Origin of the sequence: Syntrophobacter fumaroxidans MPOB (assembly GCF_000014965.1) — a bacterium.
Lineage (GTDB): Bacteria > Desulfobacterota > Syntrophobacteria > Syntrophobacterales > Syntrophobacteraceae > Syntrophobacter > Syntrophobacter fumaroxidans.
In genome coordinates, this window is the sequence record NC_008554.1 from 3,173,024 (window position 1) to 3,186,890 (window position 13,867).

A 13,867-nucleotide genomic window follows, 5' to 3' on the forward strand; every position below is an offset into this window, starting at 1 on the left:
CCACGGCAGTGTTTCCGCCTTCGCATGCCGGCTTCAAACGGTTAACCTTCCGCCGCTCTCCGATCTTCCATGCTGAAGAGCTTGCGCTCGCGTTCTCCCTTGATGCCGAGCGCGGCCCGCTTCTTGTCGATGTGCTCGATCATCAGGTGAGCGATGTCGTAGGGATCGGTGGCGAAGCCCCACTTCCCGAAGCCCTGTTCCTCCAGACCTTCGAAGAGCAGCTTGTGGAACTTGGTCCCCTCGACGCTTGGGAAGGTGACCCCGAAGACGGTGTAGACTCCGGAAGCTACAAAATACTGGCCGATGCAGATCGCCTTCTCGCTCATGTACTCGGGAGCGCACCCGGCCACCGGCAAATCGGACAGTTTGTCGCCCAGCCCGCCCGTGCGCACCATTTCCGCGCAGGCCGTCAGGATGCGGCTGTTGTCCACGCAGGACCCGAGGCTGATGACGGGGGGCATTCCGACCGTTTCGCACACTTCCTGCAACCCGTCGCCTGCCAGCACGGCGGCATCCGGCTTCATCAGACCCGCCTTGGCCAGGGCGATCTGCGAACACCCCGTCTGAACCACCAGGACGTTGTTCTTGATCAGTTCCTTCACCAGTTCGACATGGATGTAATCCTGTTTCACTCGAGGATTGGTACACCCGACGACTCCGGCGACTCCGCGGATGCGCCCGTTGATGATGTTGTCGTTCAACGGCACGTATGAGCTCCGGAAAGTCCCACCCAGCATGTAGCTGATGTACTCCATCGAAAAACCGTGGATTCCCCAGTCCTGCCGCTGCGGTATTTCGACCTGGACGGGCCGGTTCCGAAACCGCTCGATGGCCATGTCGATGATCTGGTTGGTGCACTTTTCCGTATCGTGTTCGTCGAATTCGACGTGCTCCGCGCCTTCGATCATGGCTTTGCGATTGGTGGTGAAAAACCGGGTGCCGTAGCATTTGGACATCGTATTGAGCCCCGTCATGATGCACTGAACGTCCACCGCCATGGCATCCACCGCCCCGGTCGCCAGTACCGGCTCCGTGCTCAGGAAATTCCCGGCGTGAGGCACCCCGTGACGTCCCAGAACCTCGGCCCCGGAACAGCACATGCCCAGCAGGTTGATCCCCTTGGCCCCCGCGGCTTCCGCCTTTTTGAGGTTTTCCGGGTCGCTGGACGCCACAATCATGGCTTCGAAGAGCAGCGGTTCGTGGCCGTGCACGATGATGTTCACCTGGTCTTCCTTGAGAAAGCCCATGTTCACGCCCGCTTTCTTGGGTTCGGGCGAGCCGAACATGATGTCGCCGAGCTCCGTGGCCACCATCGAGCCGCCCCAGCCGTCGGCGAGCGCGGTGCGCGAGCACTGCTTGACGATGTTTTCATAATCCTGGTCGACGCCCATGTGAGACCGGTGCATGATTTCCATGATTTCGCGCATGGCCCCGCGAGGCACGATGCCGGCTTTTCGCCAGAGCTCCAGGGTCTTGGGCGGAACTCGTTTCATGAACGGGATTTCACCTTCGACCTGGGTATAGGTCCGTTCCAATTCGGTGTACAGGTCAGTGGCCACATCCTTGACGCTCCGGCCGTCCACCTTGATATCGATGCTCTTGGCTACCTCGAACAGCTTCTTCTCGTTCTTGATCTTGTAGCCCTTGATGTTGCCTCTCACCACCTCACGAAAAACGTCCAGCATGCCCATTCCGTGGTCCGTGTGAGCGGCGCCGCCGCTGGCCACCATCCGGGAGAAATTCCGGGCGGCGATGGTGTCGATGGTAGCCCCGCAAACACCGACCCTCGAGTAGGGGTCTCTCGGGTTCAGGCGGCACGGCCCCATGAAACAGTGCTTACAGCACGACGATTCAGCGCCGATGGGGCAGGGCTTCATCTCGGCGGCACGGTTGAACGCCGTTTCCGCGCCGTCTGCAGCCGCCCTCCGCAGCATCTGGATCGTCGACTCGCACGTGGTCGCTGCTTTCGGATCGAGCGGTTTGCTTTTTTTCACCTCAGAGAGTTGTTTTTCCTTCTTCTCCTCTTGTGACATAATCCACCTCGTTTCCCTGGGATTCGGGATGATTCGATAATTGATTCGACCCAATAAAAATCGGGGACCAGGGGGAATCCGGCAGTCCGAGAGTCATCTGTCGCGGCAGGCATTCCATGTTCGTAGCGCCGACTGGAGAGATGATGGGATTTCCAGGAGAACGCAGGAGAGTTGCCGGACGGCCCCAAATCCAACCGCGCTAGGTCATTTTAGCAATGAATTGCTTGACCAGCTTGATGGCATCGGGATGACGCATCACCACGATGTCGGCACCGGCCAGGAGCAGACCGACGGCGGTGACGGCTTCCATCAGGATGCCCCTTCGAGCGGGATCCCCCAGCGCGGGGGCGTCCTCCGCGGACAGGTTGGCTTCCTTGCACTTCCAAACTTCATTGCCCACGTTGGCGATGATCGGCTGTTGGAGCTTTTCGTCTTCTTGGGTCAGGGCCGCCTGGACGATCCGCTCCATTACGGAATAGCTGTATTCCAGCCCGTACCCGAGGCCGCCCGTCGTCGGATCGATGACGATGTCCTGACCGGCGACGCCCAGGTTGCCGAGCAGAATATTGAGCTGCTTGGCAAGATTCACGTCAATCGGCGAAGACGCCACGACCACATGCTTGTAGGCGAGGCAGGCCGCGCCGACCTGCTTGTAGTCTCCTTCTTCCACGGGGGACAGCGCCAGCCTCTTGTCGCTGCATTTTTCCGCCGTCAGGCGCATCACCTCCGTATCCTTTTCGTGGTTGGCCACTCCCCAGATCACGACGGGCACATCCACGGCATTGATCACTTTGCTCACCACTTCCGCAACTTCTTCCGCCGGTTTGTTGTCCCCGTTCGGGTCCGCACTCTTGGTCTGAACCACGATCATCTCCGCTCCATACTGGTCCACGCACTTCCTGGCCCACGCAGCGGAGTCCGCCAGAACATCGAGGAAAGGCGCTTTTGCGGCTTCCGCCCATTCCGCGCTCGGGTCTTTGTCCCACACCTCCATTGCCACCCTGGGCGGATGAGGAATCGTTCCCTCGAAGGAGTGAAAAGGAAATACCTTTTTGCCTCCGACGGTGACAGCCTTGTCACCGCTCCCCAGAGTCACCTCTCTGATTGCTCCGGTATACACTTGTTTTGCAGGTTGGAAAGCCAAAGCCTAACCTCCTTTCGCAGTTGTATCCAAACACACCAAGGTCTCACAGGGAGACACCATTATTTCGTCCTTCCGTCCGAAAAAAGCGGCTCGATCATAGCAGAAAGGCGCACCGCCCGAAATCCCGCAAATCACTCAAGCCATCGACTTCTCCAGGGAAAGACGATCTTCTTCCAAAAGAAAACAAGGGTCCACGCTTCGAACTCTTCCGCACGCATCGTTACGGAACCGTTACGGGTATTGATGAAGATTTTCTGGTGAGAAAAGAACTGGAAGAGCTGCCGCACAGGGAAAAACAGCCGACAAGATTCGCCGGGGAACCTGGATGATTCAATGTCGCCGGATGGACTGTCCAGATCGACTGATGTCAAACAACACGACAACCCCGCACCATTCATGGGGGTTATATGTAAATAAAGAGATCGCGGGGAAATGTCAACAAATTTCCTGAGGGCAGGCGGACTTCACAAGCAATTACAAAAGATTGGAATGGAAATGGAGCTTCAGAACCCTTCGGTCCACCGACTGCCGGTGCTTCCGGTCGCCCGCGCCACGGCCCGAACCGTTCGGAACGAATTCAATCCTTTCTCCACGGCTTGGATTCCCGGTAGCTCCCGCGCTTCCGTTCGTACTCCTTTCGCTTCGCTTCCGTCATGCACCTGCAGTAGTCTTCGATCAACCTGTCCATCACGTAGACCGCCTCGTCGAACCGGCCCGTCTCGGCGTGCGCCTCCGCCAGCGTGTCCAGATAAGCGGGGGAGTCCGGATCGGTCCAGGTCAGATCGACCATAATGGCCACCGCCCGCTTGCCGTCGCGCGATTGTCCGTCGGGACACGTGGCAAGCAGAGATGCCATCCGGTGTGCCGCCCTGCGGACCCCCTTCGACGATGCACGCTCAAACCACTTGAGGGCTTCCGCATAATCCTTCCGCACCCCCTCGCCCGCGTAATACCTCGATCCCACCTCGAACTGGGCTTGCGCGTGTCCCTGCTCCGCGGCCTTCCCGTACCACTGAAACGCCAGCATTTCATTCTTGTCGGTCCCTTCGCCGAGTTCGTAGCAGGCGCCCAAGGCGTATTGGGCCTCGGCATACCCCTGTTCCGCGCTCACCGAGTACCATTGGAAGGCCAAGGCCGCATTTTCGGGAACTCCCTCGCCGTACTCGTACATCTCACCCAGGCGAAACTGGGCTGAAGGCTCCCCTTTCTCGGCCCGCGCCTCGACGGCTTTGACGCGCTCCGCGTCATTTTCGCCCGAATCCGGCATGGAAAGCCCTTGTCCCGGTTCAATGAGCAGGACCGGAACACAGATCAGGAAAAGAAGGGCAGCGATGAACCTGCGGCCGCGACACTCAAGCATCAGGAGACTCCTTGCCGTTCATCGCTCATGTGAACGGGCCTGAACGGAACGCTCAAAATACCGCAATGTAACGACGATTATGTTACATTCGGCAACCCGACACCGCAAGTTCATCATTATATTCCACTGGCGGAAAACTCTCCACCATCGGTGTCGGATGGAATGGGTCGTTCTTCGGCCCGTGACGGGCAAATGCCATTGAGGGATATCATGGATAAAAAGAAGCGAAAGAACGAATACGCCCTGGAGCGCCTTTTCGGGCGCATTCTGAGCCCGTTTGAAGCCTTCCTCAAACGGACGACCGCGGGAGGCATCGTTCTGATGGGAACCACCGTGCTGACGTTGATCGCGGCAAACTCGGCATGGGGCGACGCCTTTCTGCGCTTCTGGGAACAGCGGGTTCGCTTTGGAATCGGTTCCCTGCAACTCGAAATGAGCCTGCATGACCTGATCAATGACGGCCTCATGAGCCTTTTCTTCCTGGTGGTCGGTCTCGAACTGAAGCGGGAAATGAAGGTCGGGGAGCTTTCATCGTGGCGGGACGCGGCTCTACCCGTATTCGCCGCGGCCGGAGGCATGGTCGTGCCGGCGCTCGTCTATTTCGCCGTCAATCCCCACGGAACCGCCGCGGCGGGCTGGGGGATTCCCATGGCGACGGACATCGCCTTCGCGGTAGGCATACTCGTGCTGCTTTCCTGGCGCATTCCACCCGGCCTGATCATCTTTCTGACCGCCCTGGCCATCGCCGACGACCTGGGCGCCGTTCTCGTGATCGCCCTCTTCTACACCCACGAGATCAGCCTGGGCGCCATCGGCTTCGCCTCCGCCGTCCTTTTTCTGCTGCTCCTCCTGAACCGCGGCGGAATCAGGCACGCTATTCCATACGGCGTTCTGGGCGTGCTGCTTTGGATGGCCCTGCATCATTCCGGGGTTCATTCCACCCTCGCCGGCGTTCTGCTCGCCTTCACCATCCCGGCACGACCGGCGCGTGCACCCGCGGAATTCGAACAACGCCTGGTCGAGCTTCAAAACGCCTTTCATGCCGAAGCCGCCGCACCCGATTTTGTCGATCAGCCGTTGAGCAACCCGCGCATGGCGACCATTGCCGAGACCCTGGAGAGAAATTCGCGTGCCGTTCAGTCTCCGCTCCAACGCATGGAACACAGGCTCGGCCCCTGGGTCACGTTCATAGTCATCCCGCTTTTCGCTCTGAACAATGTGGGCATCGACTTCGAGAAAATCGCGCTGCTGCAAGGGCTTTGCGAACCGGTGACCATGGGAGTCTGCCTGGGGCTTGTTTTCGGGAAGTTCACGGGCATATCCGTTTTCAGCTGGATCGCCGTGAGACTCGGCATCGGGCGGCTTCCTTCCGAGGTCCGGTGGCGTCACCTGCTCGGAGTGGCCTGGCTCGGCGGCATCGGATTCACCATGTCCCTTTTCATCAGCCAACTCGCATTCGACGACCGGCTCCTGCAGGAACAGGCCAAGTTGGGAATCCTCACCGCTTCGCTGCTTTCGGCGATGATCGGAATGACCTGGTTATACTTCGGCGGAACCAGGGCGCGGCCGAATCCGGAATGACGCCCGTCCGCCCCTCGGCTCATCGCCGGCGATTCGCATCCGCCCGGACGGGCCGACGCCTTCGTCCTTTTGCGTGGTCTTGCCCCCTTGCGGACTCGTTCAGTGAATTTTAACCTTTGTTGAAAGACCGGTTTCGACCGGTTCATTCCGGGGGCGCGGCGCGAGGCACTTACAGTGCGTTCAGAAAGGCGACATTGGGGGGAGGGAACACAGCCCCGCCTCAGAGTCGCGCGGAACGCAAAGGCGGGAACGGTTCCCGCCCGGCCTCGCTTTTCGCTGCTCCATATTCCGCGAACTTGAACGCGACTCGGTATTGTGACGGTTTCGGACGGAAGCCGAGGGGGTAGCGGCCCCGGGAGATCTTGCAACGAGGAGACCACATGATGAACAGACGGTCAGCGTCTCTCCTGCTGCTTCTGGGAATCGGCGCTGTCGCTTTTGGCAAACCCGGAGCCCTGACGGCCCGGGCGGAAAGGCGGTTGGAAGCCATGTCGAGTGCAAATCATCCGGATACCGGAACCCGGGAGACCGGTGCGGCCCCGGACGCGGTGGTCAAGACGGATGCCGAGTGGCGTGCGTCACTCACCGAGGAACAGTACGCAATCCTGCGGCAAAAAGGCACGGAGCGGCCCTTTACCGGAAAGTATCACGACTTCAAGGGGAAGGGGACCTACGTCTGCGCCGGGTGCGGCAATCCCTTGTTCAGCTCCGACACCAAGTTCGATTCGGGAACCGGCTGGCCGAGCTTCCGGGCGCCCATTTCCGATAAGAACATCAGCACGGCCACGGACCGGAGCTTCCTGATGACTCGGACGGAGGTCCTTTGTGCGCGATGCGGCGGCCATCTCGGGCACGTGTTCAACGACGGCCCGGCCCCCACCGGGCTCCGCTATTGCATAAACTCGGCGGCGCTGGATTTTGTTGCGGACTGAGGGAGGACCGGTAACGCTTCCCGCCTCTCCCACCGCCGTGAGCAGTCGCGATCGCGCGGCCGGTCAAGCGGAAGGCGCGTGCCCGCCCTCCTCCCGCCAACTGCTGACGCAATCGCCTCCTCGATGAGGCACAAGGATGTCGCAATGAAGATTTCCGTGCTTGTGATTGCGCTGCTTCTTCTGGGATCGGCTGCCGCCTTGCTCGTCTTTACGGCTAGCGGACCGGGTTCCGAAGGGAAATACCCCGCCGGCAATGCAAAACTGGCGGAAGCGACCTTCGCAGGTGGCTGCTTCTGGTGCATGCAGCCGCCCTTCGACAAACTGGAAGGTGTCGTTTCGACGACGGCGGGGTACACGGGGGGCAGGGAAAAGGACCCAACCTACGAACAGGTGTCCGCCGGTGCAACCGGACATGTCGAGGCCGTGCGGATCGTGTACGACCCGAGCAGGATTTCATACGAGCAACTCCTCGACGTCTTCTGGCAGAATATCGACCCGACGCAGCCCGACGGACAGTTCGCCGACACAGGCCCTCAGTACCGGACGGTCATTTTCACACACGATGACGAACAGCGGCTTCTGGCCGAGGCTTCCCGGCGGAAGCTGGAACAGTCCGGGAGGTACGACCGGGGGATAACGACCGAAATCCTTCCCGCCACGCCGTTCTACGAGGCGGAAGAATACCATCAGGCGTACTACAGGAAAAACCCGCTACGGTACGAATACTACCGCCGCATGTCGGGCAGAGACCGGCACATTGCCGAGAAATGGGGGCGGGAGAAACCGGCCCGCAGCGGCAAAGCCGCGGAGAAATGATCGGCGGCGCCAGGCAAACCTCCCGGAGAACGGCGGGGCGAGGCCTTTCGTGCAAATCGGGCTCCATTCACGCCGGTCGGAAAGCGACGCCGTCATGGGGGTGCCCGGCGGGAACGGCGGTCTCCGCCAGACGTCACGACTTTTTCCCGCCGCTCCTGTGCGCTCGCGGGATGCGCCGGCCGCCTCCGCGAGGGGTCTTCGATCTTTCCGCGTTCCATATCATTAAAGCTTGGCACGGCGCCCTGTCCGATATAGTCTTGAATGGTTTCTTTTCAGGCACCTCCAGCCGGATTCTGCGGATTCGAGAAACACAACACGGAATGCGGCCTTGGAAAGGCCTGACGCTCGAAAGGCGACCGGGAATCTGCCGCCGGCCGCCGCGCGATGCCGCGGACACGCTCCGCGCCTGACGATTTATCGAGGAAGCGGTCCCGGGGAGGTATCATCCCCCTGCACGACTCGTGGCCCAAAGGCGTAGGATGAAGAGCACGCACAGGAAAAAATCCAGAGCCGCCATGATTTCCGTCTTATCCAACGCCACCCTCGTGGCGCTGAAGATCGTGGTCGGCGTTTACATCGGATCGGTTTCCGTGATCTCCGAAGCCATCCATTCGGGTGTCGATCTGCTGGCCGCCGCGATCGCCTATCTTGCCGTACGAACCTCCGGAAGGCCTCCCGACCGGAAGCACCCTTTCGGGCACGGCAAATTCGAGAACATCTCCGGTACCGTGGAAGCGTTGCTCATTTTTCTGGCCGCGGCATGGATCGTCCGTGAATCCGTCCAGAAACTGCGGCATCCCGAACCCATTGGCGTCGCGGCATTGGGCGTGGGCATCATGCTGCTCTCCGCAGCGGTGAACGTCATTGTGTCCAGGATGCTCTTCAGAGTGGCGAGGGAAACGGATTCCGTGGCGTTGGAAGCCGACGCGTGGCATCTGCGCACGGATGTCTACACCTCGGTGGGTGTCATGGCCGGACTTGGAATCATCTGGATCGGGGGCATCTATTTTCCCACTGTGGAACTGGGCTGGGTGGACCCCGTGGCCGCTATCGGCGTGGCCGTGCTCATCATCAAGGCAGCTCTCGATCTGACCCTCAAATCAGCCCGGGACCTCCTGGACGTCAGCCTCCCTTCGGAAGAGGAATCGATCATCCGGCGGCAAATCTCCGAGCACGCCCCAAATATCAGGGGGGTGCGCCGTCTTCGAACCCGCAAGGCGGGTTCCACCCGGTTCGTGGAGCTGACGATCCTCGTCGACTCCGAAATGACGGTGGGGGAATCGCACTGCATCGCCGACGTCATCACACAGGCCATTCAGGAGCGATACCAAGGAGTGATCGTCACCATCCACATCGAGCCATGGAAACCTCACGGCTCACGCCGCGGAAGCGGCTCGCCCGAGAGGGAATGACACAGGGCGGGCTCTGCCCGCTCCCCCTGGCCCACCAATGGGAAGTCAAGCGGGTAAAGCCGGCAGAACCGCGTTCAAGAGGGCTTTCGAGGCCGGATGCGCCCCTGTTTGTCAATCGTAAGGTGGCGCTTGTACCTGCCGGAGGCCAGAAGGTCGATAGCCCATCCGGCAGTCGCCGGCCGGGCCGGCTTTTGAGCTCTTCTTCAAGCTTTTTGAGTTTTTGAGAGGTTGCGGGGCTGGAAACCCGTATGAAATCCAGGGGCACTTACAGAAATCGGGGCCAAATGTGTTTACTTGGCAAGAAAGTCGGTTTGAAGGGGCCGACCCAGCCGAAAAAATTGACCCGTTTGGCTCATATCCATTCAATTTGGACCAGGTGCTCAACCTTCTTGAATTCAGGGTCTCCAGTCACTACGGAAGCCTGGCGCCTGAGTGCAGTGGCGGCGACGAAGCAATCCGCGTAGGAAAGAGCATGACGCGCCTTCAACTCAGCAGCGGACTCGATGATTTCCCACGAGGCCGCCACCCTTTCCACCGCCAGGGTGGAAAACTGCTCCAGAAAACGCCTGGCTGACTCGGTGCCCAGTCTCCTCATGGTGATGTAGTAGACTTCTCCCAGGTTGATCTCGTTCACGCAGGCGCGCACCCGTCCCTCTTCGGCCGCGCGCAGGAGTTCTTCCACCCGGTCCGCCCCCGCTTCGTCCTGAGCAAACTTCATAATGGCGTGGGAATCAAACGTGACGCTTTTCATCAATGGCGTCATCCCTCCTTCTTTCCTCCAGCAACTCCGCAGCCAGCGAGGTTTCAGCCTTTAGTATTCCTCGCAAAGCCTTCACAGGCTCATCAGGCAGCGGAACGATCTCCATGTGATTCCCCACGAGGCGAAGCAGCAGCTTCCTGCCTGCCCCTATTCCCAGTTTTTCGCGAAGCTCCTTGGGAATCACGATCTGACCCTTGGACGATGTTTTTACCACCGGCACTCTTGTCTTACCTCCTTGATTTTGACTTACATTCTCACGCCAAGTATAACAGAAAAGGGTATGGCAGTAAACCACCGTTCCAATCCCGCTTGAAAAACGCCGGCCAAGAATTCTCCCGGTTGCATCGCGGTTGGAATTCCGCACACGCGGTCCCATAATCCTCTGACCTCACACGCATGGACATGGCACCTATACGACGAAGCAGTGCTGGGGGAATGCGGCGAAAACAGCCTGTCGGGCGATACGCGGGGGAGAAGCCGCGGGGCAGGGGAACGTTTTGCAGGGGGAATTGTAGAGGGGGGGTTAAAAAAGGATTGGGGCGGCGATGCCCTACTCTCCCACGCAGCTTCCCGCGCAGTACCATCGGCGCAGAGGAGCTTAACGACCGTGTTCGGGATGGGAACGGGTGTTTCCTCCTCGCTCTTACCGCCGCCCCAAATGGTTATGGGGGTGACCGAACAGGGGTTTTGATTCGCGTGCGGCCCGGTCTTGATCCGTTGTCCCGAGAGGGAGGTATGGTCAAGCCTCACGGCCCATTAGTATCGGTTAGCTCAACGCATTGCTGCGCTTACACACCCGACCTATCAACCTCGTAGTCTACGAGGAGCCTTCAGTCCGGATCGCTCCGGAGGGGAATTCTCATCTTGGGGTGGGTTTCCCGCTTAGATGCTTTCAGCGGTTATCCCTTCCGAACGTAGCTACCCAGCGCTGCCCCTGGCGGGACAACTGGTACACCAGAGGTTCGTCCATCCCGGTCCTCTCGTACTAGGGACAGATCCCCTCAAAATTCCTCCGCCCACGGTAGATAGGGACCAAACTGTCTCACGACGTTTTAAACCCAGCTCACGTACCGCTTTAATCGGCGAACAGCCGAACCCTTGGGACCTGCTCCAGCCCCAGGATGCGATGAGCCGACATCGAGGTGCCAAACCTCCCCGTCGATGTGAACTCTTGGGGGAGATCAGCCTGTTATCCCCGGCGTACCTTTTATCCGTTGAGCGACGGCCCTTCCATGTGGAACCGCCGGATCACTAAGACCGACTTTCGTCCCTGATCGAGATGTCTCTCTCACAGTCAGGCTCCCTTATGCCTTTACACTCTACGGCTGGTTTCCAATCAGCCTGAGGGAACCTTCGCGCGCCTCCGTTACTCTTTTGGAGGCGACCGCCCCAGTCAAACTACCCACCAGGCACTGTCCCCGATCCGGTTTACGGACCCGGGTTAGAACTCTAAACGCATAAGGGTGGTATTTCAAGGTTGGCTCCATGAGAGCTGGCGCCCCCACTTCACCGCCTCCCACCTATCCTACACATACACGCCCAAAATCCAATGCCAAGCTGTAGTAAAGGTGCACGGGGTCTTTCCGTCTAGCCGCGGGTACTCGGTATCTGCACCGAGACTGCAATTTCACTGAGTCCCTGTTTGAGACAGCGCGGAAGTCGTTACGCCATTCGTGCAGGTCGGAACTTACCCGACAAGGAATTTCGCTACCTTAGGACCGTTATAGTTACGGCCGCCGTTTACTGGGGCTTCGGTTCAACGCTTCTCTTGCGATAACATCTCCCCTTAACCTTCCAGCACCGGGCAGGCGTCAGACCCTATACGTCATCTTGCGATTTAGCAGAGTCCTGTGTTTTTAGTAAACAGTCGCTACCGCCTCTTCTCTGCAACCCCCTTCGGCTCCAAAAGCAAGTCTTTTCACCTGATGAGGGCACACCTTCTCCCGAAGTTACGGTGTCATTTTGCCGAGTTCCTTAAACAGGGTTCTCTCACGCGCCTGAGGATTCTCTCCTCGCCTACCTGTGTCGGTTTGCGGTACGGTCACCTGGCCAACTCGCTAGAGGCTTTTCTTGGCAGCTTGGGATCAACCAGTTTGCGGGATTGCTCCCTCCACATCACCTCTCGGCGTTAAAAAGGCTCCGGATTTGCCTGGAACCTCCGCCTACGGGCTTATACCGGGACTTCCGTCACCCGGATGGCCTACCCTTCTGCGTCCCCCCATCACTCAAACGCCGGCTCGGTGGTACAGGAATATTAACCTGTTTCCCATCACCTACGCCTTTCGGCCTCGGCTTAGGGACCGACTAACCCTGGGCAGACGACCTTTACCCAGGAAACCTTAGGCTTACGGCGAGCGGGATTCTCACCCGCTTTATCGTTACTCATGTCAGCATAATCTCTTGCGGGACCTCCAGCGCTCCTCTCGGTACGCCTTCAACGGATGCCGCAATGCTCCCCTACCCCTGATCCCTTAAGGAATCAAGCCGCAGCTTCGGTAAGATGCTTAAGACCCGTTACATTTTCGGCGCAGGCACACTAGACCAGTGAGCTGTTACGCTTTCTTTAAAGGATGGCTGCTTCTAAGCCAACCTCCTGGTTGTCTGTGCGTCCCCACATCCTTTCCCACTTAGCATCTATTTCGGGACCTTAGCTGACGGTCTGGGCTCTTTCCCTCTCGACCACGGAACTTATCTCCCGCAGTCTCACTCCCGAAGACGACATAACGGCATTCGCAGTTTGGTTGGGTTTGGTAATCCGGTAAGACCCCTAGCCCATCCAGCGCTCTACCTCCGTTATTCTCACTTCGAGGCTGCACCTCAATGCATTTCGGGGAGAACCAGCTATTTCCAGGTTTGATTAGCCTTTCACTCCTATCCACAGCTCATCCGAGAAGTTTTCAACCTTCTTCGGTTCGGGCCTCCATCCCGCGTTACCGGGACTTCACCCTGGCCATGGATAGATCACCTGGTTTCGGGTCTACTCCCTGCAACTCAACCGCCCTGTTCGGACTCGCTTTCGCTCCGGCTCCACCTCGCTCGGCTTAACCTCGCTGCAGAAAGTAACTCGCTGACTCATTATGCAAAAGGCACGCGGTCAGACTGAACCCGCCGAAGCGAATTCATCGTCCTCCCACTGCTTGTAGGCAAACGGTTTCAGGTACTCTTTCACTCCCCTCCCGGGGTGCTTTTCACCTTTCCCTCACGGTACTCGTTCACTATCGGTCGCTGAGGAGTATTTAGCCTTGGAAGATGGTCCTCCCGGCTTCCCGCGGGATTCCTCGTGCCCCGCGGTACTCAGGGTTCCCCTAGGGTGTGTCGGAGTTTCGCGTACGGGCCTCTCACCCTCTGTGGAAGACCTTTCCAGATCCTTCCGCTACCCTCTCACATCCCATATCGGGGCCCTACAACCCCCGGATCAATTTGACCCGGGTTTGGGCTCCTCCGCGTTCGCTCGCCGCTACTTGCGGAATCTCTGCTTGATTTCTTCTCCTCCGGGTACTGAGATGTTTCAGTTCCCCGGGTTCGCCCCCGACACTCGACTCTGGGCTCAAAGTCCTCCCTTTTTGAGCCCACAATCGAGTGCCGGGTGATCCCGTATTACCGGGACCGGGTTTCCCCATTCGGACACCTCCGGATCAAAGCCTGTTTAGCGGCTCCCCGAAGCTTTTCGCAGCTGACCGCGTCCTTCTTCGCCTCTCAGCGCCAAGGCATCCACCGTCTGCCCTTCCTAGCTTGACCATTCCCCCGATCCCTCGAGGCAACCGGTCAAAACCAGGCCTACAACGCTTTTCGTCAAAAACCCCTATTCGGTTGTCAAAGACCCTTCAGT

At 59.0% G+C, this 13,867-nt stretch carries 9 protein-coding genes and 2 rRNA genes; 4 read left to right on the top strand and 7 right to left on the bottom strand.

All coding sequences use genetic code 11. The features are described 5' to 3' along the window. Positions 1 to 41: 41 nt before the first annotated feature. The 3 genes from cooS to SFUM_RS21865 all read right to left on the bottom strand — a co-directional run bounded on the left by cooS (position 42) and on the right by SFUM_RS21865 (position 4,537). A complete protein-coding gene (gene cooS / locus SFUM_RS13290) occupies positions 42 to 2,033 on the bottom strand; it encodes an anaerobic carbon-monoxide dehydrogenase catalytic subunit (protein WP_011699412.1) in 1,992 nt (663 codons plus the stop codon). A 199-nt stretch (positions 2,034 to 2,232) separates the two neighbouring features. Beyond that, entirely contained in the window at positions 2,233 to 3,177 is a 945-nt protein-coding gene (locus tag SFUM_RS13295; protein ID WP_011699413.1) for an acetyl-CoA decarbonylase/synthase complex subunit delta, read from the bottom strand. A 577-nt stretch (positions 3,178 to 3,754) separates the two neighbouring features. Further along, positions 3,755 to 4,537, bottom strand: coding sequence for a tetratricopeptide repeat protein (locus SFUM_RS21865; protein WP_011699415.1), 783 nt, complete (start codon positions 4,535 to 4,537; stop codon positions 3,755 to 3,757). Between the two features lie 210 nt (positions 4,538 to 4,747). On the opposite strand from SFUM_RS21865, the gene nhaA reads away from it, so the two are divergent. The 4 genes from nhaA (at position 4,748) to SFUM_RS13330 (ending at position 9,278) form a co-directional block, all read left to right on the top strand. Then, complete coding sequence (gene nhaA, locus SFUM_RS13310; protein ID WP_244148059.1) at positions 4,748 to 6,118, top strand: Na+/H+ antiporter NhaA; 1,371 nt, start codon at positions 4,748 to 4,750, stop codon at positions 6,116 to 6,118. A gap of 380 nt (positions 6,119 to 6,498) precedes the next feature. Next, the gene (gene msrB / locus SFUM_RS13315) at positions 6,499 to 7,050 is read left to right on the top strand and encodes a peptide-methionine (R)-S-oxide reductase MsrB (protein WP_011699417.1); all 552 of its coding nucleotides are present in this window, start codon (positions 6,499 to 6,501) and stop codon (positions 7,048 to 7,050) included. A gap of 144 nt (positions 7,051 to 7,194) precedes the next feature. Beyond that, a complete protein-coding gene (msrA, locus tag SFUM_RS13320) occupies positions 7,195 to 7,866 on the top strand; it encodes a peptide-methionine (S)-S-oxide reductase MsrA (protein WP_011699418.1) in 672 nt (223 codons plus the stop codon). A gap of 479 nt (positions 7,867 to 8,345) precedes the next feature. Further along, positions 8,346 to 9,278: a cation diffusion facilitator family transporter gene (locus SFUM_RS13330; protein ID WP_011699420.1), complete on the top strand. Its 933-nt coding sequence runs from the start codon at positions 8,346 to 8,348 to the stop codon at positions 9,276 to 9,278. A 352-nt stretch (positions 9,279 to 9,630) separates the two neighbouring features. Here SFUM_RS13330 and SFUM_RS13335 read toward each other — a convergent pair whose 3' ends face one another. From SFUM_RS13335 to SFUM_RS13350, 4 genes are all read right to left on the bottom strand, one after another. Further along, positions 9,631 to 10,029 (bottom strand): type II toxin-antitoxin system VapC family toxin, encoded by a 399-nt coding sequence (locus tag SFUM_RS13335; RefSeq protein ID WP_041440536.1) that lies wholly within the window; start codon positions 10,027 to 10,029, stop codon positions 9,631 to 9,633. After that, positions 10,010 to 10,258 carry an AbrB/MazE/SpoVT family DNA-binding domain-containing protein gene (locus SFUM_RS23570; RefSeq protein WP_041440538.1) on the bottom strand — a complete coding sequence of 83 codons (249 nt, stop codon included), beginning with the start codon at positions 10,256 to 10,258 and terminating at the stop codon, positions 10,010 to 10,012. Before SFUM_RS23570 ends, SFUM_RS13335 begins: the two co-directional genes overlap by 20 nt. 317 nt (positions 10,259 to 10,575) lie before the next feature. Further along, positions 10,576 to 10,692 (bottom strand): 5S ribosomal RNA (gene rrf, locus SFUM_RS13345). Positions 10,693 to 10,773: 81 nt separating this feature from the next. After that, a 23S ribosomal RNA gene (locus tag SFUM_RS13350) occupies positions 10,774 to 13,776 on the bottom strand. Positions 13,777 to 13,867 lie beyond the last annotated feature (91 nt).